Source organism: Onishia taeanensis (genome assembly GCF_013349955.1).
GTDB classification, from domain to species: Bacteria; Pseudomonadota; Gammaproteobacteria; order Pseudomonadales; family Halomonadaceae; genus Onishia; species Onishia taeanensis_B.
In genome coordinates this window covers 70,268-90,420 of the sequence record NZ_JABVXC010000002.1, presented here as the reverse complement: position 1 = coordinate 90,420, position 20,153 = coordinate 70,268, and the positions used below count along the sequence as shown (strand labels likewise).

Below are 20,153 nucleotides of genomic sequence, written 5' to 3'. Positions count from 1 at the left end.
TTCGTCTGAATGACAGCTCCTGGCCGGAAGAGGCTCTCCCAGAACTTCGGCTCATCTTCGGGAGTCAAGTTAGGCATAGTTATTCTACTTCCTCCTGCACTTCATCGATCCATTCCATCCATGTTTCGGTGAGTCGCTGGCCTAGCCGCAGCGTATGCCAAGGTGCGCGCTGGCTGGGCGTCAGCGCCTGTGGATCACTGAACCACTCCCGTTCGATGGCGGCGTAGGTCTTCAGGCGCTGCTTGAGCTGCTCGCGCAGGGTGGTGAGTTCTTCGCGCCGGGCATCGGTGGGCCAGCGCTCCCAGGCGAAGAACTTGGCGAACAGCGGCTGACGAACGGGGCTGGCGGCCAGGGGTTCAGCGAGCCAGGCGTCCAGGGCCTGCAGGCCAATCTCAGTGAGTTGGTAGATCTTGCGGTCCGGGCGTTCGTCCTGGGACACCGTCTCACAGGTCAGTAGGCCATCCCCGCGCATCCTGTCGAGTTCGCGGTAGAGCTGCTGGTGGCTTGCCTGCCATACATGGGCCAGGCCAGCCTTGAAGCGTTGCAGGATGTCGTAGCCTGTGCCGGGCTCACGCTGCAGGGTGATCAATAGAACGGCGCGCAGAGACATGGAGTGACCTGGGTTTCTGAAAATCGATATGCACATAGTTGCATATCAGACGGAGCGGGGCTAGCCTTATGCAACAAGTTGCACTTGGCTGGCAATCAGGCTGTGCCCTGATCTTCGGAGGTCTCCATGGCGTTTACCCTGCACCTCTACACGTCTTTCTTTGCCTTGGGACTTGGGGCCATTCTGCTGCTCGCTCCCAAAGGTACTGGCCCACACCGGCTGATGGGCGTTCTCTGGGTGCTGGCCATAGCGCTTTCGGCACTGAGCTCCTTCTGGTTGGGTGGCGGTACTCTGCCTCTGGTGGGGCATCTGGGCCCAATTCACCTGCTGTCGCTGTGGATGCTAGTGGCCCTTACCATTGCCATGAGAGCCATCTTCAAGGGCAGGGTGGCGCAGCATCGCCGCTGGATGCGAGGGGCATACTTGGGGTTGGTCGGGGCCTTCGTCGGCACCCTGGCTCCGGGACGGTGGGTCGCGGCTCAGCTAGGCTTATGGTGAGCGCTGCAGTAAGCCAATCTGATCGTGGTGGCTTTTTCCAGCCGGTGAGCTAGACAAACTATTCCGATGCCGCTCCAAAGAGCCCGGTACTTTCAGCGTTATATCAGCTCTGTTTGATGGCCCGCTTTGGCCCGAAAGCAGTTATAAGCCGGCTAATCGGAGACAGGCCCTTCTATCCTAATCCAAGGCGGGTGTTGCTCCCTTCATCGCGACCCCATATCGCGGGTCGCTGATGACACGCGAGGCCATTCCCGTTATAGCGTCACTTCCATGAGCATGGTCAGGCGCTTGTGATGCAGGGCGTCGGCGGTGCCTCTGCGGATCCCGCGACCTGAGACTTCCTCGGGTCTTTCCCCCTCGAACCCGCCCCGCTCATACGGCCGCTTTGGCCGGCCGGCGCGGCTTTTCACCTGCTGGATTTTCTCGCCACTCGCTGAGCTGCATTCGACAAAAGTCGTCTCGAGTAAACGTTTACTCTTATAGCGTAAACGTTTACTTTTTGCGTATTACGATGAGTGGCGGCAATTTAATGTCCGCCTGGGCACGACGACGAGGAGGCAGCCATGACGATCCAGGTCACGGTCTGGGGCGAAAACGTCCATGAGCAGACCAACGAGGTGGTGGCGCGTATCTATCCGGAGGGCATGCACCAATGCATCGCCCAGGGGCTAAACGAGGATCCCGAGATCGTGGCCCGTGCGGTCACTCTGCAGGATCCCGAGCACGGCCTGAGCGAGGAGCTGCTAGAGAACACCGACGTGCTGCTGTGGTGGGGGCATGCGGCCCATGGCGACGTGCGTGACGAGATCGTCGACCGGGTCCAGGCGCGGGTGCTGCAGGGTATGGGCCTGCTGGTTCTGCATTCCGCCCACTATGCCAAGATCTTCAAGCGATTGATGGGCACTACTTGCTCGCTAAAGTGGCGCGAGGCCGGAGAGCGCGAGCGCCTCTGGGTGGTCAACCCCGGTCATCCCATTGTTCAGGGCATCGGCGACTACATCGAGTTGCCGCATACAGAGATGTACGGTGAACCCTTCGCCGTGCCCAATCCCGATGAGGTGGTCTTCATCAGTGCGTTCGAGGGCGGCGAAGTGTTCCGCTCCGGCCTCACCTATAAACGGGGCAATGGCCGGATCTTCTATTTCCGCCCGGGTCACGAGACCTATCCGATCTACTACGACGATCAGGTTCGCCGGGTGTTGAAGAACGGCGTGAAGTGGGCGCGTCCCGAGGGCTCGCGGTGGATCGATAGTTGCCCTAACGTGCCGCCCGAGCAGGCACCCAACCCTGTGGAAGTCAAAGGCGAAGGTCTGCACAAGCCCGGTGAGGAGGGATTCAAGTGATACGACTGGCGGTCATTGGTGCCGGCAGCATGGCCGGTGAACATGCCAAACATTTTGGGCGACTGGCAGGAGTCGAGGTAGTGGCCGTGTGCGATGTGGACAGTGCTAGGGCGCAAGCCTTCGCCGAACGGCATGGCATACCCCATGCCTACACCGACCTGGCTGCCATGTTGGCGCGGGATGATATTCAGGCAGTGAGTAATGCCACCCCGGATGGGGTTCACAAAGCTAGCTCCCTTGCTGCCATCGCGGCAGGCAAGCACATCCTTTGCGAGAAGCCGTTAGCGACCAATGCGGCCGATGCCTGGGAGATGACGGCGGCGGCGCGGCAGGCCGGGGTGATCAACATGATCAACCTCAGTTACCGCGATGCCCCGGCCATTCAGCAGGCGCGTGAGCTGGTCGCTTCCGGCGCCCTTGGCAGGGTGATGCACGTTGACGCCAGCTATCGGCAGAGCTGGCTGGTCAGCCACGCCTGGGGGCGCTGGGATCGAGACAGTCAATGGCTCTGGCGGCTCTCGGAAGGCCATGGCAGCAAGGGCGTGCTGGGGGATGTGGGGGTGCATATTCTCGACTTCGCGAGCTTTCCAGTGGGTGACATTAGCCGGGTGAATTGCCGCCTCAAGTGTTTCGAAAAGGCGCCGGGCAACCGCATCGACGACTACGTGCTGGACGCCAACGACAGTGCTCTGATGCAGGTGGAGTTCGCCGGGGGCGCGCTTGGCACGGTGCAGGCTACCCGCTGGGCCACGGGCCATCACAATGCTCTGACCCTCAGCATCCACGGCGATCAGGGGGCGCTTCGCGTTGACTTGGATGCCGCCAAGGACAAGCTGGAGGTGTGTCTGGGCGAGGATGTCCATCCGGCGCGCTGGACCACGCTGGAAGCGAAGGCTACCCCGAGCATTTACCAACGCTTCGTCGACAGCATCGTCAGTGGTCACAACGATCAGCCGGATTTTGCGCGTGGCGCGGCACTGCAGAAGGTGCTGGATGCGTGCTTCCTCGCGCATGCCGAGGACCGAAGTCAGACGCTGGTGGATGACAGAATGGTCGAGCCCGTGACGGCTTGACAAGGTCACCGGCCTCTCTGTCTCAATGAGCCTGACGCCTACGGTCGCCCCGCTGCGCAATTTCCGGCACAATCTCTCGCCGGAAAGGGCGGCGAGGCAGCGATATGAGCAGAGACCGATCGAAGACGGCAACCATTCGGGAAATCGCGCGGCAGGCGGAGGTATCCATCGCTTCGGTCAGCCGCGCGCTCAATGGTAAGCCGGGCCTCAGCGAAGCCCTGCGTGATCATATCTTGACCATCAGCCGTGAGATCGAGTATCGCCCCAGTGCCGCCGCTCGTCAGCTGATCAGCGGTAAGGCGGCGGTGGTGGGCATCTCGCTAGGGCGTCGCGACTTCGAGCTGCGCCCCTATTACATTCTGCTCTACCAGCACCTGACCATGGCACTTCACCGCCAGGGGATGGTGCCGGTCTTTTTCGCTCATGACCAGACGTCGGCTTTGCCCGAGCAGGCCGGCGCCGCCATCCTGCTGGGCGAGTTCGCCGATGACCCGCGTCCTGCGCTGTTGGCGGCGCAAGACGTTCTGGTCGTGCGTATCGGACCGCCGGGCGAGGGATTCTCGGTGGCCCCGGAGGATCGCCATGGCATCTACCTGGCCACCCGCCACCTGATCGAGCGGGGGCGTCAGCGTATCGCCTTTGTCGGCGACGACTTGGCGAGCTCTGATAGCCAGCACCGCCTGAGCGGCTATCGCCAGGCGCTCGACGAGGCCGGCCTTGACGTTGCGCTGATCGATATCCCACCCAACCTTGAGCCGGCGCTGACCGGCTACCGCTGGCTGAGCCGCCGCCTCGAACAGGACCTATACGCCTACGATGGCTTGGTCTGTGAGAACGACGAACTCGCCAGGGGCTGCCTGACGGCCCTGGAAGATCACGGCATCAGTGTGCCTGACGAGGTTGCGGTAACCGGCTTCGATGACCTGCCGGCCTTGGCCGAGTCATTGACCACGGTGCGCCAGGACATCGCCGGCATTGCGGCCAAGAGTGTTGATCTGCTGGGTGAGGCCTTGGCCGGCAAGCCGCCACGCCACATCTCTCTTCCAGTGACGCTGGTAGTGCGCGAGACCGGATAGAGCAGCCCCGAGCCAGCGGGCATCCTGTCGGTTGGTAGCTGAGGCTGGCTGCGGAGAAACGGTGCCGATCAAAGTATCCCGGTATCCAGGCCGGCGGCCAGATAGAGCCCTAGCTCCTCCACCTGATCGGCGAAGGCGTCCTGCCAGTCACCGCGCAGGATCAGCGGGTCCTGCACCCACCGCCAGCGCAGCCCGGTGACGATCGATTCCACGGCCCGGCGGGTGCCGGTGCCGTCATGGCCGGCCCGCACATAGAGCGCGCAGGGCAGGCCCTGTTTCTGCTCGAGCACGGAGTAGTAGCTGCGATCGAAGAAGTCTTTCAGCGCCCCGCTCATGTAACCCAGATTTTCGGTGGTACCGAGCAGGATGGCATCACAGGCGCGGATGTCGTCCGGGCCGGCGTCTAGAGGTGCCTTCACGACCACCTCGATGTCCTCGATATCCGGATGACAAGCGCCGCGCTCGGCTGCCTCGCGCAGGCGTTGGGTATTGGGGGAGGGCGCATGGGCCACGATCAGCAGGCGTCGGGTCATGAGCAAAATAGTGCCAGCCAGCAAGGTGACTGGCCAGAGGCTGGCGAGTGGTTGGCTAGTGGCTAGGTCGTCGGTTTGCTCGGCCTTGGCTCGGCGTCGGCTGTCAGCGCGTCAAGAATCCTGCCGTTGGCTGGCTGACGGCTCGCTAGTCATCGAGGCCGCATAGCAGGGCGGCGAGCTGGGGGCGCTGTCGTCCGCCTCGAGGTCTTCTGCGGCCAGTGCTTCAAGCAGCGCCTCGCGCAGGATCGGCAGGTGGGACTGTTCGAGGTCTCGCGCGGCAGACAGCAGCGTCAGCCGGCCGCGACGCGCCAAGCGCATCAGCGGCAGCAGGCAGTCCTTGGCGTCCGCCATCTCCCAGCGATAGCGGCGGGTGAAGACGCCGTGACTGATCTTGGCCTGGTGCCAGTCACGGCGCAGGCCATTGGAAGGGGAGGCATCGCGGTACCAGTCACTCAGTGCCAGCGTTTCCCGGCGTTTTCCCCGTGGCCACAGCCGGTCAACCAAAACGCGCGCCCCGTCGTCTGCCTCCGGTGCCGCATAGATACGCTTCAACTGAATGTCATGCCCCATGACAAGCGACTCCTGTTGGTGGCCAAGTAGTGGCCAAGCGCGGCCAAGCCCAAGAAAGGCTAGTCAACTGCTCCTTCGCTTGCCACATACTTGAGGGATTCCAGCGAGTCGGTGCCGGTAACGATGGCTTCCAGCTCGTCGCAGAAAGCGGTGAAGGCATCGCTTGAATGCCCCGGCGTGCGGTGCAACTCGATCTCGACATGGCCAAGCGGGGGCAGGCCTTCGTCATCGCCGACGATGCGACAGCCTTCGGGAACACTGCGCGGGGTCTTGACGGTGACCGCCAGACCCGCCTGAACCGGCAGGTTGATGCCGGTGGGTGACTGGCTGGAGTAGCGCACGTCCCAACGCCAGTCGGTAGGGCCCAGTGCCGCAAAGGCGTGGGCGCGGAAGGTGCAACCTTCGGGGTTCAGGGCCAGCGGCAGGGTCTCCCAGTCTGCGACCGAACAGCCATCGGCCACCACCCAGACCATGGGCTCGCGTCCCAGCAGCCGACCGGTCTGTGTCGGCCCGTGGCGCACCACCAGGGCAGCATCCAGCAGGCCCTCCTGAAAGTCATGCACCAGCGAGCCGCTTATGCTGCAGATGACTTCGAGGCGCACCTCGGGAAAGCGGGCGGCGAAGCGCGGCAGCAGCTCAGGCAGGTAGGTACTGGCCTGTTCTTCGGAGGTGCCCAGTCGGATGAGCTCGCCCTGGCGCTCCACACCCATCACCCGACGCGCCTCATCCTGCAGCTTGAGGATATGACGAGCGTAGGGCAGCAGTCGCCCGCCGGGCGGTGTCAGCACCACGCTGCGGCTGGTGCGCTCGAACAGCGACTCGCCCATCTGGTCTTCGAGTCGTTTGATCTGCAGGCTGACGGCAGACTGGGTGCGGTGCAGCACCTTGCCGGCGGCGCTGAACCCTTCGCACTCGGCGACCGTGACGAAGGCGCGTAGCAGGTCGGTATCCATGATCTATGAGCCCTTGCAATCTTTTATATCTTAACCATTCATTTCTATTATTAAACCTGCCTCTCTACCCTGTCTATACGTTATTGATCAGGCAGGAGCAACGATATGCAAAGCCACCGCATTCAGGAAGACGATACCTCACTGCAGGGACTGATCGACCTGGAACGTTACCCCATTCATCGCCTCGATGGGGTCCGCGGACGCGAGCTGATCGCCGAATGCCGACAGCAGCTTGGCCAGGACGGCTGTGTGGTGCTCAAGGGTTTCGTACCCGAAGAGGCCCTGGCGCGGCTCGAACGCGAGACCGAACGCCTGTCGCCGCAGGCGCACTACAACCAGACCGAGACCAACCCCTACAACAGCGACGCTGACCCGAGCCTGCCGGCCTCGCACCCCAAGAACCGCTTCGATGACCGCACCAATGGTTTCGTCGCCGGTGATCGCATCGACGGTGACACCATCATTCGCCAGGTCTATTCCCACCCCGGATTCCAGCACTTCATCGCAAGCGTGGTGGACATGGACGAGATCCATCAGTACGCCGACCCCCTGGCGGACCTGGTCGTCAACGTGTTGCGTGAGGGCTGCCAGCACCCCTGGCACTACGACACCAACGAATTCATCGTCACCATGATGACTCGCCAGTCCGAAGGCGGCGGGCGCTTCGAGTATGCCCCTGGCATCCGCAGTCCCGAAGGCGAAAACTTCGACGCGGTCGAGCAGGTCATCGACGGCGACCGTTCGCGGCTCAAGTCCCTCGATCTTCAGCCGGGCGATCTGCAGGTCTTCTTCGGCCGCTACTCGCTGCACCGAGTCACCCCGGTAGAAGGCGACCGCGAGCGCCATACCGTGATCTTCGCCTACGCCAAGGAACCGGGCTTCATCGGCCGCCCCGAGCGCGCCAAGCGCATCTTCGGGCGCATGGCCCCGGTCCACGAGCGGCTGCTCGAGGAAGGCATGCAGCGCAGCGACAGCCTGGCCGACTGAAGGTGGCGACGCCTCAGCCTGACCTTATGCATTTTCCCCGCGAATACGGCTACGAATAAACAGAGAGCTTGATCATGAGCATCGTCGACTTCGACAACCTGACCGACAATGAACCTGCCACCATCCCGGTGGTGCCTTCGGCGCCCGTAGGCAACGGCGACAGCATTCCTACCGCCTTTGATCCGGTGCAGCTGCGCGGCGGGCGTCTCAAGCGCCTTCGGCAGATGATGGCCGAGCAGGGCTATGGTGCCGTGGTACTGTTTGACCCCTACAATCAGCGCTATGCCACCGGTTCGCGCAACATGTTCGGCTACTTCCTGCGCAATTCCACCCGCTATATCTATGTGCCGCTGGAAGGCCCGGTGATCCTTTTCGAGTACCCGGGCAGCGCCCACGTCTCAACCTGGCTCGAGACCATCGACGAATCGCGTACCTCCAAGGTGGTGTGGTCGGCGGTCAACCAGCGCGACAACCTGTCCTCCGACCCCTTCGGCATCGAGATCGCCGAGCTGATGGAAGAGCACGGTCGCGGCAACAAGAAGATCGGCCTGGACCGTTGCGCGCTGAACCTGGCCCGTTCGCTGGAGGCCCAGGGCCTCGAGGTCTTCGACTGCATGCAGGACACCCTGCATTGCCGCCGCATCAAGACCCCGGAAGAGATCGCCTGCCTGGCCCAGTCGATGGCAGGCTCCGAGGCCGCGGTGGCCGAAGTGGAAGCTGCAATCAAACCGGGTGTCACCGAGACCGAGCTGTTTGCGACCCTCTATGGCAACGTTATCAAGCAGGGCGGCGAGTTCATCGAGACGCGGCTGCTGTCTTCCGGCCCGCGCACCAACCCCTGGTTCAACGAGGCAAGCGACCGCGTCGTGCGCCCCGGCGAGCTGATCGCGCTGGACACCGACACCATCGGCTGTCACGGCTACTACTCCGATTTCTCGCGCACCTTTCATGTCGGACCGGGTCGCCCCAGCGGCTACCAGCAGAGCCTCTACCGGATGGCCTATGACCAGGTGCACCACAACATGTCGATCCTCAGGCCCGGCATGAGTTATCGCGAGATCGCAGAAAAGGCCTGGAAGATTCCCGAGCGCTTCCTCGATCGTCGCTATCCGTCGATCATCCATGGCGTCGGCATGCATGGCGAAACGCCGCTGGTGGCTCACCACATGGACTTCGACCGCTTCTCGAAGGACGGTATCCTCGAGCCCGGCATGGTGGTCTCGGTAGAGAGCTATATCGGCGAGGTCGGCGCCGCCGACGGCGTCAAGCTAGAGGAAGAAGTGCTGGTCACCGACACCGGCATCGAGAAGCTCTCACGCTACCCGTTCGATGAAGCCCTGCTGGGCAGAGAGTTTTAAGAACCACCTTCACAATCCAGCAGTTGGGGCGGGCTTTCCGGCGGCAAGCCTTCTCTAGGGCGCTGTAACCCCGTCCTTGGGCGCTACCTTTGCTATCTGACCGCCATGGAAGGCGGGAATGCCGGCATGGAAAGGAACATTTTCCGGCCATGGCAAAGGACCCTCGCTTCGTTTTGCTCCCGGCGCCCACCGTCGCCGGGAGTGGGCAAGTAGGTTCTGAAAGCCGCGCCGCGCCCCCCCTGACATGATGTCCATAACCTGACATGAGAGAGACGCTATGACAGATCTAGGCCACTTCATCGCCGGTGAAACCGTTAGCGGCGAGCGCACCATCGAGGTGTTGAACCCGGCCACCGCCGAACCCGTGCGCCGCCTGGCCATGGCCGACGGTGCCACCGTCAAGCGCGCCATCGGTGCCGCCCGCGAGGCCCAGCCCGCCTGGCGCGACATGCCGCCGGCCAAGCGCGCCCAAGTGATGTATCGCTTCAAGACGCTGCTCGAACGTGATGCCGATGAGATCTGCGCGCTGATCAGCGAAGAGCACGGCAAGGTGCTCGAGGACGCCATGGGCGAACTCAAGCGCGGCATCGAGAACGTCGAGTACGCCTGCGGCGTGCCGGAGCTGCTCAAGGGCGAGTATTCCCATAATGCCGGCCCCGGCATCGATACCTGGTCGAACCATCAGCCGCTGGGCATCGTCGCCGGCATCACGCCGTTCAACTTCCCGGCCATGGTGCCGCTGTGGATGTACCCGATGGCGCTGGCCTGCGGCAACGCCTTCATCCTCAAGCCTTCCGAACAGGCGCCCTCGGCCGCGGTGAAGATGGCCGAACTGCTCGACGAAGCCGGTTTGCCCAAGGGCCTGTTCAGCGTGGTGCACGGCGACCGCGAAGCCGTCGACGCGCTGATCGAGGCGCCTGAGGTCCGCGCGCTCTCCTTCGTGGGCTCTACCCCGGTGGCGCGCAAGATCTACGAAGGCGGCACCCAGCAGGGCAAGCGCGTGCAGGCCCTGGGTGGCGCCAAGAACCATGCCGTGGTGCTGCCGGATGCGGACATCGACAATGCCGCCAGCACCCTGATCGGCGCCGCCTATGGCAGTGCCGGCGAGCGCTGCATGGCGATCTCCGTGGCCGTGTGCGTGGGCGACGCCACCGCCGACGCCCTGGTCGAGCGTCTCGCCGCCCAGGCCCGCGAACTGAAGATCGGCCCGGGCACCGAGAAGGGCCTCGACATGGGCGCGCTGATCAACGCCGGCCAGCGCGACAAGGTTGCCGGCTACATCGAGCAGGGCGCTGCCGCTGGCGCCGAGCTGGTGGTCGACGGCCGCCAGCATCCGCTGGTCGAGGGATCAAAGGGCTACTTCCTCGGCGCGACCCTGTTTGATCGGGTCACTCCGCAAATGAGCATCTACCGCGACGAGATCTTCGGCCCGGTGCTGTGCGTGGTGCGCGTCGAGACCTTTGAAGAGGCCATCGCGCTGATCAACGCCCACCAGTACGGCAACGGCACCTGCGTGTTCACCCGCGATGGCGAGGCCGGCCGCCGCTTCGCCGATGCCATCGAGGTCGGCATGGTGGGTATCAACGTGCCGCTGCCGGTGCCGGTTGCCTTCCACAGCTTCGGCGGCTGGAAGGACTCGTTGTTCGGCGATCTGCATGCCTACGGCCCAGATGCCGTGCGGTTTTACACCCGCCGCAAGGCCGTCTCCCAGCGCTGGCCACAGCGCAGCGCCCAGGAGAGCGCGCAGTTCAGCTTCCCGTCCTAGCTATTGCCGAAAGTTAGCGGCTCGCAATGACGATGACCACGCCCGCCCCGCTTGCCGGGGCGGGCGCTTTTTGCTGCGGCTACGCCCCGCCGCCTCCCGTGCGGCTTGGCATATAGTGCTTTACACAGGCCGGCTATGTCAGGGGGGTGCGAGACGACGGCCATCAGCAGCCAATCTGGTTCGAAGGCCGCATTCAAGCGCTGGATTTTCAGGTTGACGGTGAACCCATGGTGCTCTGGGTGGCCAGCAATAACCAAGCCGTGCACCGGATGCCAAAACCTTCACTTCGCGCCGGCTTTGTCACCGATGATGGCAGGCGTTATGCCCTTAAGGAGATGCCCCTCAGGCAACATGCGTTTGTGCAGGATTCGGATAACTTCAATAATACCCTCGGCGGCTAGCCGATAAAATATGATGTGGCTCCCCTGAGGGTACTGCCGGTATCCCGGATTTATCTCATCGCAAGCATGCCCTAAGTTCGGATTGTCAGCTAGAAGGTGGAAGCATTGATCGAACTGGAGAACATAGTGGTTTCGTTGATCTCGACCCCATTCACGCTCCGTGTGTAGGGCAATAGATATGAGGTCAGCTTTGGCTTTCCTGGAAAGCTTAAAACTTGGCATCAGCGCCCTTCGTTGTCCAGTTCACGAATAAACGAGTCGTAGGAGTAGTCTTCAAAACCACTGTCCTCGCCTTCCTTGAGCAGTTTACGAAGTGTGGTCAGGCGTGTTTCGGACTCTTCAAGCAGGCGTAATGCTGCACGAACTACCTCGCTGGTTGAGCTGTATCGGCCATTTTTGAGCTGTTCTGCAATGAACGCATCAAAATGTTGGCCTAGAGTGATGCTGGTGTTCTTTTGCACGGTGCCACCTCAATAGTACCAATAATTGGTATATTTTGGTTCGGTTGGTATGGCAATGCAATCCTCGCGACAAGCGCGTGATTGCTGGCGTGCCTACCGGCCGCCGACATGGCGATTCCCGAGCGCGCCGCAGAAGGCCTTTACCCAGGCCAAGCACCAGGCTGGGGTCGAACGGATCGGTGGTATTCACAGCCTGCGCCATGCCTACGCCACGCATGTCCTGGAGCAGGGTATGCCTTTCCATCAGCTTCAACGGTTGCTGGGCCACCGCAGCGTTCAGTCGACGATGCGCTACCGGCACTGGCTGCCTATGTAAAGAAAGCGTACGTTTGTGGGTATGCCTCTCCTACCGAGTCAGTCGACCATACCCCTTCAGGACCAAGGTCCATCTTGAGTCGTCGATCCAAAGTTAATGCGTCACCAGGCCGACCAGCGCAGCCCCGCCAGCCCCGAGACCCAAAGCCTGTGCTCGAAGGCCAGGCGCAGCATCAGTGCGATTAGTGCGTCGCGCAGGTCATCGCGGTTGTCGCGGGCGGCGGGCTGCGGGCTGTCTGGATTTCAGTGGCTTGGGGCTCGGTCAGGGCGGGGTGTCGGGCCGGTCGGGGGCACTCCTGGTCGTGGGGCTGTCCGATTTATAGCCAGAGCGATCCTGCACATGCACAAGGCACCCAAGGAGCCTACATGGAATTTTCGCAAGGTGCCCAGGGGCGCGACCAGGAGCTCGTTGCGCTGTTCACCGCGACTTTCACCGCCTCTGAGGGAGCGTCAGAAGGCACGCTAATTGGCGATTTGGTGCGTAATCAGCTGTCTCGCACGCCAGCGGCGAATCTCTATGTTTTCATCGCCGAGGCCGATGGTGAGGTCATCGGTGGCGCGATCTTCACGAGGCTGACCTACGACCAGGATGATCGCAGCGTCTTTGTACTCGGCCCAGTAGCGGTGGCGACCGAGAGGCAAGGCCAAGGTATTGGGCGCCAGCTGCTGATCTATGCTCTGCAGGCGCTGCGTGAGGCGGGAATCGACATCGCTGTGACCTATGGTGACCCGAGCTACTACTCGCGTGTTGGCTTTGCGCCGGTCACTGAGGCATTCATTCCCGCGCCGTTCAAGCTGCAATACCCCGAGGGCTGGCTCGCACAATCGCTCACGGAGACTGAGATAACGCCGCTGAAGGGAGCGGTGCACTGTGTCGAAGCGTTCAATGATCCAGCCTTCTGGTAAGAGGCGTACCAATCGGGCAAGGTGGACTGTCCATCTGCTGGTACCGGAGATGCCGCTCGCTCTTGGGATTAGGTGACTCTAATGACGTTTCCTGACACCGTTCTCCAGGCGCTGCCAACCGTCCGCATGGACACAGCTCCAGCTCAAACCTTCAGCGGCTCAATCCGGCTGAACTTGGTGGGGTTATAACAAAGATTCTTACGAATCATCGGCTTATTGGAAACATTGTCTCAACAAGATAGAGGAAATGAACACCATGCATACAATTCCAGTGCGAGCTCCTATCCTCACGACGTTGTCCGCCGTTCTCCTTTCAGCCGCAATGCTGACATCGGCTACAGCGGCCGCAGATACGAAGCTCAGCGGTGAGGCTATCGCCTCTGCCGTTAGCGGCCATTCCTATCAGGGCAGCATGAGTGCCCCGGATTCTGGCTTCAACGAATATTATGCGCCGGATGGCACCATTCACGGCGAAGGCTATACAGGCAATTGGACCACCCGCGAAGGGGAGATGTGCTTCGACTATGGCGAAGATACCACCTGCTATCAGGTCAGCATTGACGGACCCTCTATGGTGTTACGCCAAGACGGCACCATCAAAGGCAATGGCATGCTGATTGAAGGCAATACCGTTAACTAGGATGGGCTCGAGCATGCTCTGAGGTGGTCTCCGTGGCCCTTCTTCCTTCCCCTGGAGTCCGGGGTCACCGCCAGTATGAAAATTCCGCTACGTCGATCCTGGCAGCGGAAGATTCCACGAGAAAAAGAAACCCTTGCTCCTCAGAGTATGCCATCACCACGCTCAAGGACCACGATTAGGCGGGGGCTCAGTCGCCGAGCGTCCATCTCTAATAGGGGCAGGTGGCACTTTTTGTTTCCCGGCCGTTTGCTGCCACTTAACCTTTCACGCTGACTTCACCCCGCCTATTTCCCTGACAACCTTATGCATGTTGTCCATGCTGCCCACGAGTCGAGCCCATGCGCAGTCGGGGCAGGTTGTTCGTGTAGTGCCTCGGCATTGCGCGACGGGTTGAATAAGGCGCCTGCTACCATCATTACCTGATGTAGCGCCGTCGCATGCGCGAAGACGCCTGACTTCGTTTCCAACGACATCCATTCCACAGGAGGTTGCCTCATGGCCTTTGCACCCTCGAGCATGCAGCTCACCAGTTCCGCGTTCTCAGCCCACGGGGCAATTCCCGCTAAACACACCGGGGAAGGAGAGAACGTCTCGCCGGCTCTCAGCTGGAAAGACGCTCCTGAAGGCACCAAGGGTTTCGCGGTGATCTGCCATGACCCGGATGCACCGCTGGTACAGAACGGCAGCTATGGTTTCGTGCACTGGCTGCTCTACAACCTGCCGGCCGACACCATGTCGCTTGATGAGGCGACGACGGTGGGCACCAGCGGCGTCAACGATACCGGCAACAACGGCTACAGTGGCCCGATGCCCCCGGAAGGCCATGGTGATCACCTGTACTATTTCTGGGTGCTGGCGCTGGATTCGCCAACCGATCTGCCCGAAGGCCTGACGCAGCCCGAGCTGCTGACCAAGCTTGAGCCGCATATCCTGGGCATGAACCGCCTGGTCGGCACCTATCGCCGCGACTGAATCTCGCCTCAAACTCTTGAGCCTTCAGGCTCTTGTTGTGTGGTGATGGCCAGAGATGATCGCTGGTGATTAGCTTTGGCCGTCCTGACAGGGCACGCCGCGCGACCGTTGAGCAGAGCGTTCAAGAGCGCGTTCAGACGCTTTTATAAGAACGTTCAGATGGTTGTTTAGAAGCCTGTTTATGAAGCCTGTTCCGTTTAGCCCGTCGTCCTGACGGATGCGATGGGCTGAACATCACGCCCGCCCCGGTTTGCCGGGGCGGGCGTTTTTGTTGTGGTGTCATGCTGGTGTCTCTGTGCTGCGCCTGGGCTATTACCAGTGAGCCATGGCATTGCAGCGGTAAGGCAAGTGGATATCAGCCGGCCCCTCATCTGCATGCTTATCTATGCCTGCCTCCGCAACCTGAAGCAGAGCTACACTCAGCGTAGTCAAGGCCGATTGCCGTGGGCTAGCTGCCCACTCAGAGCCGAGTCTCCATTCATGACATCCGGAAGGTACATTCATGAGCACTCTCGTTGAAGATCGCGACCTGGGATCGTCCCGCGACTGCCCGGTCGTCGATGGCAAGCACCAGATTCAGCACGTTAGGCCTCGAACCGCCGAGGTCGGGGGAATCCCCATCAACCGTGTACTGCCCTCGCGGCAACGCCGCTTGGTGGGCGCCTGGTGCTTCCTCGATCATGCCGGGCCGAGCGTCTTCAAGGGCGACTCCCGCGGGTTGCGGGTCGGCCCCCACCCGCACATCGGCTTGCAGACGTTCACCTGGATGATCGAGGGTGAGATCCTGCATCGCGACAGCCAGGGCAACCAGCAGGTGATACGTCCCGGCCAGGTCAATCTGATGACCTCAGGGCGAGGCATTAGCCACACCGAAGAATCGTTGCCCGGCGAGACACATCTACATGCCGCTCAGCTGTGGATCGCGCTGCCTGAAGCGGATCGCCGCACCGATCCGCGCTTCGATCATTATCCCGAGCTGCCGTCCTGGGAAGAGCAGGGCGTCGCCTTCACGTTGCTGACCGGCGAGTTCGATGGCCGGCGGGCGCCGACGCTGGCTTTCTCGCCGCTGGTGGGGTTGGATCTGGCCAGCCGAGAGGCCAGCACCCTGCGGCTCTCGCTGCGGGCAGACTTCGAGTACGGCGTGTTGCCCCTCGAAGGCGAACTGGGTATCGAGGGCGATACGTTTGCGACCAACGAGCTGGCCTATCTGGGCTGCGGGCGAGAGGCGGTCACCCTGTCACTCCCGGCAGGTGGTCGTGTCATCCTGGTCGGCGGCGAACCGCTGGACGAGGAGATCCTCATCTGGTGGAACTTCGTTGGCCACAGCAAGGCCGAGATTGCAGAGGCGCAGCAGGACTGGGAAGCCGGCAGCGAGCGCTTCGGCAGCATCCCCGATTACGAAGGCGGCCCCCTTACGCCGCCACCGCTGCCTTGGAAACTATAGCGAGCGAGACTCACGCTCCACACACTGCCGTGGGCGGCGAAGCACACTACAAAGGACGGCAAGCGATAAAGCATGACCGAACGCCACCTTGCAGCGCCATCGTCGCTCGGTGAAGGCGTTACCATCCGTATCCCGCACCGGTTCAACCCCTATCTCATCGGTTCAACCCCTATCTAACCTGGCTATTTCCACTTGATGCTGCAGCCGATCGACGGCATCTGGTCCAGGTTCGGGGCATCGCCCGAGAGCACCGAATCGGCAGCGGCTCGTAAGTCCTTGCCGGTTACCGGCAGGTCTTTGTTGGGGCGGCTGGAATCGAATTGGCCGTGGTAGGCCAGCCGGTGGTATCGATCGAACAGGAAGAAGTCGGGCGTGCAGGCGGCATCAAAGTCGTAGGCCACCCTCTGCGTTTCATCGACCAGGTAGGGAAAGGTGTAGCCGCGCCAGCGCGCCTCTTCGATCATGTGCTCGGGGCTGTCATCGGGATGCTTAGTGAAGTCGTTGCTGTTGATAGCGACGACCTCGAGTCCATGACCGTGATACTCCTTAGCGAAGTCGGATAATGCATAGGCGATGTGCTTAACGAACGGGCAGTGATTGCAGATAAAGGCCACCAGCAAGGGGCTGTCAATGAACTGCTTACTGCTGAACGACTTGCCGTGGGCATCCCGAAGGTCGAAGGCCGGCATGGGGCAGCCCAGTTGGATTACCTTTGATGATGTAAGCGACATGGCGATTCACCCTCCTGATCCATAGGTGCATAAAAGCGGTGATGAGCCATGCCTAAAGCGTAGCAAACTCGAAGAGCGGCCTAAGCTCGGTGAAGACTAGTGGCGTCGTGGTTCAGGCGGAATCAAGCAGCTGGGCAGGCTCTCGCGTAGCGAACGGGGGATGATGCCCAGGTCGGAGAAGGTACCGACATGACGGCCGACGATGTTGTTCTGCGTCAGCAGCGACAGCTGGTCGTGAGTCAGCGGCGGGTTCGGCAAGGGCGAGAGCAAGGTGGCTAGTACCTGCCATATCGGCATGGGAATGGGCACCAACGGGCGATCACGGCGTAAGTGGGCCATCACTAGCATGATGATGTCGCGATAGCGCATCGTGTCCTCGCCGCCCAGTTCGAAGAGCCGCCAGGCAGGTGGCCGTGATCCCAGCATTTTTCCCACCGCGCGGGCGACATCTCGCACATGGACGGGTTGGAGCTGCCCCTTGCCCTGGCCAAAGAGGGGAATCGCTGGCAAGCGAGTGAGCTTTTCCAATGCTGACAGGAAGGCGTCATCGGGCCCGAATAGCACGCTGGGGCGCAGCAGCGTGGCCTTGGGGAAGGCCTTGAGCACGGCCGCTTCGCCCCGGGCGCGGGCGCTTACATAGCGGGACGCCGAGTGTTCGTCGACCCCGATTCCAGAAACATGCACCAGCCGGCTGATGCCGGCCTCGCGGGCGAGCCTTGCCAGGCGGCCGGCTGCCTCGACGTGTATGGCATCAAACGTCAGCCGGCGCGATTCCACATACAGGCTTACCGCATTGACGACGCCACTGGCCCCTTCCAGCGCCTTGGCGACGCTGGCCTCATCCTGGATGTTAGCCCTGCAGAGCGTGATGGGATCACCATCATCGATATCCTCGGGCAGGCGAGGTGATCGGGCGGCAATGCGCACGCTGTGGCCGGCTTCCAGCAGTTCACGCACGATAGCTCGGCCCAGAAAACCGGTGCCGCCGAAGACAGTGATCGGGCCGTCGGGCATGTGCTCTCTCATCGGGCCGGCATGGGTTGGGTTGGTAGGGTGTGGTCTGGCATGGCGGGGGTTAGCCCATCAGGTCGAGCAGTCGCTCCACGGCCAGCAACAGTTGGCGACGTGGCTGGGCCCCTTCGAGGATGCCGGCATGCTCGCCGTTAAGCGAGAAGCGTAGCCCCGGCACGCCTTGAATACCCAGTTGCTGGGCTGTCCGCTGGTCAGCCAGTACTTGCTCGCGATAGCGCCTTTCATCCAGCGCTTTCTCGAGTGACCCGCCATCCAAATCAAGGTCCTTTGTTACCGCCACCAGTGCCGTCGGATCTGCCAGGTCCAGGCTGTCTTCGAAAAAGCCACGAAACAGTGCCGAGCGCAGGGCATCGGCGCTGTCGAGCTTATCGCCGGTGGTGGTCATTTCGCCAGCGCGCTGGGCATCGACGTCTCTGGCCCAGGCGGTCGCCTCATGAGCCAGCCGAGAGCGCGGCTGGATGCGTGGCAAGCGCAGCGTCATGCCGCGTTCTTCGGCGATGGGGTAAACGGCACGTGCCCAAGTATCGTGCAGATAGTCGCCGTCTGGCTCTAGCGTCGGCGCAGGCTCTGGGCGGAGTTCGAAGGCCCGCCAGCGAATGTCGACTGCCTCACCGAAGCGGGCTTTTAGCGCCGCCAGTTCGGGCTCCTCCAGATAGCAGAAGGGGCAGACATAGTCGCTGAACACATCGATGGTGATGCGAGGTGAGCTCATGGGGTGCCTCGTCGCGTAAATACCGCCACACCTTAGCCCGCCAGCTCCTTTCAGCCAAATGCGTTCCTGACGCATCGGCTCCAGCCGTTTGATATGCCGAGCTCCGTGAGGGCTCACCAGATGGCCGCGATTAGTGCGCGGCGTTGACTTTTTTAGCGGGCTTAATATTATTGTCATATTTTTATGCGTCGTCCCGCTTATTGTTTCATACTTGGCTAAAGGGACTCGAAAGCCTCAGGGCAATGATGGGCATGGAAGACGAATGACCGCTGGACTGCGGTGTCGTGAAGGCAACAAGGAAAGCCGTTGACGTATTTTATTCCAGATGTCTCCGATCAGGCAGCGCTTGAGCTCAATGACAGCCTGCGTATTGGCCGGGGGAACAAGCGTGACTGTTACGTCCATCCGGGCGATGCCGGTCAATGTATCAAGGTGGCGCGCCATCAGGATCGCCTCGAAGAGTGCCAAGAACAGAGCATCGTGGAGTGGTTCTATCTCAATCACCTCAAAGAGCGGCAAGTGCCGCTGACACACATCGTCGATTGCTATGGTTGGGTGAATACCCGCCAGGGCGCAGGGCTCGCCTTGGAGCGCGTTCAGCAAGATTGTGGAAGATCGGCGCTAACACTGCGTGAGGCGCTGCACCAAGGGCAGCTGAACCGCGCGCAACTTGTGCGAATGCTGTCTGAGCTGAAGAGCTGGGCGACCAAGTACGCTGTGGTCATTGCGGACTTGAATACCGATAACCTCATGGTCCGCCCCGGTGATGATGAGAGTGGTGCCAGCTTAGTTCTGGTGGATGGATTCGGTAGCCGCAAGCCTGACTGGAAATTCACGCTCTATCAGCGCTGCCTGCCCTTTTCTCGAATCAAGACTCAGCGGCAGTGGAAACGCCAGGAAGTTACCCTGTTCGATACAGTGGATGAGATATGTGCGTGAGGTGACATTCCTGCGCTGGGTGTGTCAATCGGCTGTCAGGTGAATGCCGTCACATCACAGAATGAGCGCTTGCCCTCGCTCAGCAGGGCCTTCTATCCCCGGCTGTTTCTCCTTCTGCCACCTTTCCTTAGGCAACCCCACCCAGGGGTATCTCAACGTCTGCGGTCTCATCATGAGCCTTTCCGTGCACTGATCTATAGTGAGGGAAGGGCATGCGCCTGACGCTGGAGGCGCTGCTTGAGCAGGGAGGGCACGCAGCGCATCACGGTCTGCTATGTGCCGGGCAGTGAAGCGGCCAGTAACTCTTACGAAAGCCTGGGATTTCACGAGATCGGCAAGAGCAATGGTGAGATGGTCGCAGAGATCGTAGCGCGAGGTGGCTAAGGGCTCATGCTCGTCTGTCGCTGTGAGGCTTCACTCCCCGTTCAGGGTGGCGAGAATCCGCCGTGAACCGCCATGGTCACGATGCTCGCCGAGCCACACTCCCTGCCAGGTGCCGAGCGCCAGGCGGCCGTTTCTCACCGCAAGCGTCAGCTGCGTGCCGAACAGGCTGGCGCCGATATGGCCAGGCATGTCGTCCGGTCCTTCCATCGTGTGTCGAAAGAAGGGCAGGTCGCCCGGTGCGATATGGCGCAGGAAAGCGTCCATGTCGTGGCGTACGTCAGGGTCGGCATTCTCGTTCAGGGTAAGCGAGGCCGAGGTGTGCATCAGCTGCAAGTGCACCAGGCCGACGCGGCATTCGGCTAGGTCGGCAAGGCCGTCCTCAATGTCGCCTGTGATCAGGTGAAAGCCCCGCGAGCGAGGGGCGAGGCGAATCTCGTGCTGTTGCCACAT

Annotated in this window: 25 protein-coding genes; 15 read left to right on the top strand and 10 right to left on the bottom strand. The window is 61.6% G+C overall.

Going from position 1 to position 20,153, the window contains the following annotated elements; genetic code table 11:
* Positions 1-79: 79 nt before the first annotated feature.
* Positions 80-610, bottom strand: coding sequence for a PadR family transcriptional regulator (locus HUS66_RS03195; RefSeq protein WP_175069525.1), 531 nt, complete (start codon positions 608-610; stop codon positions 80-82).
* Between the two features lie 126 nt (positions 611-736).
* On the opposite strand from HUS66_RS03195, the gene HUS66_RS03190 reads away from it, so the two are divergent.
* The 4 genes from HUS66_RS03190 (at position 737) to HUS66_RS03175 (ending at position 4,600) form a co-directional block, all read left to right on the top strand.
* Positions 737-1,108, top strand: a complete 372-nt coding sequence (locus HUS66_RS03190; RefSeq protein WP_175069524.1) for a DUF2306 domain-containing protein — start codon at positions 737-739, stop codon at positions 1,106-1,108.
* A gap of 563 nt (positions 1,109-1,671) precedes the next feature.
* The gene (locus HUS66_RS03185; RefSeq protein WP_175069523.1) at positions 1,672-2,451 is read left to right on the top strand and encodes a ThuA domain-containing protein; all 780 of its coding nucleotides are present in this window, start codon (positions 1,672-1,674) and stop codon (positions 2,449-2,451) included.
* The gene (locus tag HUS66_RS03180; protein WP_175069522.1) at positions 2,448-3,524 is read left to right on the top strand and encodes a Gfo/Idh/MocA family protein; all 1,077 of its coding nucleotides are present in this window, start codon (positions 2,448-2,450) and stop codon (positions 3,522-3,524) included. The genes HUS66_RS03185 and HUS66_RS03180 overlap by 4 nt, the downstream gene beginning before the upstream one ends.
* A 104-nt stretch (positions 3,525-3,628) precedes the next feature.
* Complete coding sequence (locus tag HUS66_RS03175) at positions 3,629-4,600, top strand: LacI family DNA-binding transcriptional regulator (protein WP_175069521.1); 972 nt, start codon at positions 3,629-3,631, stop codon at positions 4,598-4,600.
* Positions 4,601-4,668: 68 nt separating this feature from the next.
* Here the strand turns inward: HUS66_RS03175 and HUS66_RS03170 are convergent, their stop codons facing one another.
* The 3 genes from HUS66_RS03170 to HUS66_RS03160 all read right to left on the bottom strand — a co-directional run bounded on the left by HUS66_RS03170 (position 4,669) and on the right by HUS66_RS03160 (position 6,656).
* Entirely contained in the window at positions 4,669-5,133 is a 465-nt protein-coding gene (locus HUS66_RS03170; protein WP_175069520.1) for a flavodoxin family protein, read from the bottom strand.
* Positions 5,134-5,244: 111 nt separating this feature from the next.
* Positions 5,245-5,703 (bottom strand): DUF488 domain-containing protein, encoded by a 459-nt coding sequence (locus HUS66_RS03165; RefSeq protein WP_175069519.1) that lies wholly within the window; start codon positions 5,701-5,703, stop codon positions 5,245-5,247.
* Between the two features lie 59 nt (positions 5,704-5,762).
* Entirely contained in the window at positions 5,763-6,656 is an 894-nt protein-coding gene (locus tag HUS66_RS03160) for a LysR family transcriptional regulator (RefSeq protein ID WP_175069518.1), read from the bottom strand.
* A gap of 105 nt (positions 6,657-6,761) precedes the next feature.
* Between HUS66_RS03160 and HUS66_RS03155 the strand changes: the two genes are divergently transcribed.
* The 4 genes from HUS66_RS03155 to HUS66_RS17925 all read left to right on the top strand — a co-directional run bounded on the left by HUS66_RS03155 (position 6,762) and on the right by HUS66_RS17925 (position 11,167).
* Positions 6,762-7,643, top strand: a complete 882-nt coding sequence (locus HUS66_RS03155) for a HalD/BesD family halogenase (RefSeq protein WP_175069517.1) — start codon at positions 6,762-6,764, stop codon at positions 7,641-7,643.
* A gap of 74 nt (positions 7,644-7,717) precedes the next feature.
* A complete protein-coding gene (locus tag HUS66_RS03150) occupies positions 7,718-9,001 on the top strand; it encodes a M24 family metallopeptidase (RefSeq protein WP_175069516.1) in 1,284 nt (427 codons plus the stop codon).
* Between the two features lie 277 nt (positions 9,002-9,278).
* Complete coding sequence (locus tag HUS66_RS03145) at positions 9,279-10,766, top strand: CoA-acylating methylmalonate-semialdehyde dehydrogenase (protein ID WP_175069515.1); 1,488 nt, start codon at positions 9,279-9,281, stop codon at positions 10,764-10,766.
* 146 nt (positions 10,767-10,912) lie between these two features.
* Positions 10,913-11,167, top strand: coding sequence for a hypothetical protein (locus tag HUS66_RS17925; protein WP_217487930.1), 255 nt, complete (start codon positions 10,913-10,915; stop codon positions 11,165-11,167).
* Here HUS66_RS17925 and HUS66_RS03135 read toward each other — a convergent pair.
* Both HUS66_RS03135 and HUS66_RS03130 read right to left on the bottom strand, forming a co-directional pair.
* The gene (locus HUS66_RS03135; RefSeq protein ID WP_175069514.1) at positions 11,048-11,389 is read right to left on the bottom strand and encodes a type II toxin-antitoxin system RelE/ParE family toxin; all 342 of its coding nucleotides are present in this window, start codon (positions 11,387-11,389) and stop codon (positions 11,048-11,050) included. The two genes, HUS66_RS17925 and HUS66_RS03135, sit on opposite strands and share 120 nt — an antisense overlap.
* On the bottom strand, positions 11,389-11,628 hold the full coding sequence (locus HUS66_RS03130) for a type II toxin-antitoxin system ParD family antitoxin (protein WP_012140687.1): 240 nt from the start codon (positions 11,626-11,628) through the stop codon (positions 11,389-11,391). The genes HUS66_RS03135 and HUS66_RS03130 overlap by 1 nt, the downstream gene beginning before the upstream one ends.
* A gap of 49 nt (positions 11,629-11,677) precedes the next feature.
* On the opposite strand from HUS66_RS03130, the gene HUS66_RS03125 reads away from it, so the two are divergent.
* From HUS66_RS03125 to HUS66_RS03105, 5 genes are all read left to right on the top strand, one after another.
* Complete coding sequence (locus HUS66_RS03125) at positions 11,678-11,944, top strand: tyrosine-type recombinase/integrase (RefSeq protein WP_175069513.1); 267 nt, start codon at positions 11,678-11,680, stop codon at positions 11,942-11,944.
* A gap of 365 nt (positions 11,945-12,309) precedes the next feature.
* Positions 12,310-12,849 (top strand): GNAT family N-acetyltransferase, encoded by a 540-nt coding sequence (locus tag HUS66_RS03120; protein WP_175069512.1) that lies wholly within the window; start codon positions 12,310-12,312, stop codon positions 12,847-12,849.
* A gap of 247 nt (positions 12,850-13,096) precedes the next feature.
* Positions 13,097-13,489 (top strand): hypothetical protein, encoded by a 393-nt coding sequence (locus tag HUS66_RS03115; protein WP_175069511.1) that lies wholly within the window; start codon positions 13,097-13,099, stop codon positions 13,487-13,489.
* Between the two features lie 495 nt (positions 13,490-13,984).
* Entirely contained in the window at positions 13,985-14,461 is a 477-nt protein-coding gene (locus HUS66_RS03110; RefSeq protein ID WP_175069510.1) for a YbhB/YbcL family Raf kinase inhibitor-like protein, read from the top strand.
* A gap of 502 nt (positions 14,462-14,963) precedes the next feature.
* The gene (locus tag HUS66_RS03105) at positions 14,964-15,905 is read left to right on the top strand and encodes a pirin family protein (RefSeq protein ID WP_175069509.1); all 942 of its coding nucleotides are present in this window, start codon (positions 14,964-14,966) and stop codon (positions 15,903-15,905) included.
* A 182-nt stretch (positions 15,906-16,087) separates the two neighbouring features.
* On the opposite strand, the gene HUS66_RS03100 is transcribed toward HUS66_RS03105, so the two are convergent.
* The 3 genes from HUS66_RS03100 to HUS66_RS03090 all read right to left on the bottom strand — a co-directional run bounded on the left by HUS66_RS03100 (position 16,088) and on the right by HUS66_RS03090 (position 18,380).
* Positions 16,088-16,636: a thioredoxin family protein gene (locus HUS66_RS03100; protein ID WP_175069508.1), complete on the bottom strand. Its 549-nt coding sequence runs from the start codon at positions 16,634-16,636 to the stop codon at positions 16,088-16,090.
* 96 nt (positions 16,637-16,732) lie between these two features.
* Positions 16,733-17,650 (bottom strand): complex I NDUFA9 subunit family protein, encoded by a 918-nt coding sequence (locus tag HUS66_RS03095; RefSeq protein ID WP_175069507.1) that lies wholly within the window; start codon positions 17,648-17,650, stop codon positions 16,733-16,735.
* Positions 17,651-17,711: 61 nt separating this feature from the next.
* Positions 17,712-18,380: a DsbA family oxidoreductase gene (locus HUS66_RS03090; RefSeq protein WP_175069506.1), complete on the bottom strand. Its 669-nt coding sequence runs from the start codon at positions 18,378-18,380 to the stop codon at positions 17,712-17,714.
* Between the two features lie 306 nt (positions 18,381-18,686).
* Here HUS66_RS03090 and HUS66_RS03085 point away from each other — a divergent pair, with 306 nt between their 5' ends.
* Complete coding sequence (locus tag HUS66_RS03085; protein ID WP_175069505.1) at positions 18,687-19,319, top strand: YrbL family protein; 633 nt, start codon at positions 18,687-18,689, stop codon at positions 19,317-19,319.
* Positions 19,320-19,556: 237 nt separating this feature from the next.
* Positions 19,557-19,703 (top strand): hypothetical protein, encoded by a 147-nt coding sequence (locus HUS66_RS03080; protein ID WP_175069504.1) that lies wholly within the window; start codon positions 19,557-19,559, stop codon positions 19,701-19,703.
* Between the two features lie 30 nt (positions 19,704-19,733).
* Here the strand turns inward: HUS66_RS03080 and HUS66_RS03075 are convergent, their stop codons facing one another.
* The gene (locus tag HUS66_RS03075; RefSeq protein ID WP_175069503.1) at positions 19,734-20,153 is read right to left on the bottom strand and encodes a secondary thiamine-phosphate synthase enzyme YjbQ; all 420 of its coding nucleotides are present in this window, start codon (positions 20,151-20,153) and stop codon (positions 19,734-19,736) included.

Bases quoted from the DNA above. Each gene is read 5' to 3' on its own strand.
- HUS66_RS03195 (WP_175069525.1), bottom strand. From the start codon at position 610: ATGTCTCTGCGCGCCGTTCTATTGATCACCCTGCAGCGTGAGCCCGGC.
- HUS66_RS03190 (WP_175069524.1), top strand. From the start codon at position 737: ATGGCGTTTACCCTGCACCTCTACACGTCTTTCTTTGCCTTGGGACTT.
- HUS66_RS03185 (WP_175069523.1), top strand. From the start codon at position 1,672: ATGACGATCCAGGTCACGGTCTGGGGCGAAAACGTCCATGAGCAGACC.
- HUS66_RS03175 (WP_175069521.1), top strand. From the start codon at position 3,629: ATGAGCAGAGACCGATCGAAGACGGCAACCATTCGGGAAATCGCGCGG.
- HUS66_RS03170 (WP_175069520.1), bottom strand. From the start codon at position 5,133: ATGACCCGACGCCTGCTGATCGTGGCCCATGCGCCCTCCCCCAATACC.
- HUS66_RS03165 (WP_175069519.1), bottom strand. From the start codon at position 5,703: ATGGGGCATGACATTCAGTTGAAGCGTATCTATGCGGCACCGGAGGCA.
- HUS66_RS03160 (WP_175069518.1), bottom strand. From the start codon at position 6,656: ATGGATACCGACCTGCTACGCGCCTTCGTCACGGTCGCCGAGTGCGAA.
- HUS66_RS03155 (WP_175069517.1), top strand. From the start codon at position 6,762: ATGCAAAGCCACCGCATTCAGGAAGACGATACCTCACTGCAGGGACTG.
- HUS66_RS03150 (WP_175069516.1), top strand. From the start codon at position 7,718: ATGAGCATCGTCGACTTCGACAACCTGACCGACAATGAACCTGCCACC.
- HUS66_RS03145 (WP_175069515.1), top strand. From the start codon at position 9,279: ATGACAGATCTAGGCCACTTCATCGCCGGTGAAACCGTTAGCGGCGAG.
- HUS66_RS03135 (WP_175069514.1), bottom strand. From the start codon at position 11,389: ATGCCAAGTTTTAAGCTTTCCAGGAAAGCCAAAGCTGACCTCATATCT.
- HUS66_RS03125 (WP_175069513.1), top strand. From the start codon at position 11,678: ATGGCAATGCAATCCTCGCGACAAGCGCGTGATTGCTGGCGTGCCTAC.
- HUS66_RS03120 (WP_175069512.1), top strand. From the start codon at position 12,310: ATGGAATTTTCGCAAGGTGCCCAGGGGCGCGACCAGGAGCTCGTTGCG.
- HUS66_RS03115 (WP_175069511.1), top strand. From the start codon at position 13,097: ATGAACACCATGCATACAATTCCAGTGCGAGCTCCTATCCTCACGACG.
- HUS66_RS03110 (WP_175069510.1), top strand. From the start codon at position 13,985: ATGGCCTTTGCACCCTCGAGCATGCAGCTCACCAGTTCCGCGTTCTCA.
- HUS66_RS03105 (WP_175069509.1), top strand. From the start codon at position 14,964: ATGAGCACTCTCGTTGAAGATCGCGACCTGGGATCGTCCCGCGACTGC.
- HUS66_RS03100 (WP_175069508.1), bottom strand. From the start codon at position 16,636: ATGTCGCTTACATCATCAAAGGTAATCCAACTGGGCTGCCCCATGCCG.
- HUS66_RS03095 (WP_175069507.1), bottom strand. From the start codon at position 17,650: ATGCCCGACGGCCCGATCACTGTCTTCGGCGGCACCGGTTTTCTGGGC.
- HUS66_RS03090 (WP_175069506.1), bottom strand. From the start codon at position 18,380: ATGAGCTCACCTCGCATCACCATCGATGTGTTCAGCGACTATGTCTGC.
- HUS66_RS03075 (WP_175069503.1), bottom strand. From the start codon at position 20,153: ATGTGGCAACAGCACGAGATTCGCCTCGCCCCTCGCTCGCGGGGCTTT.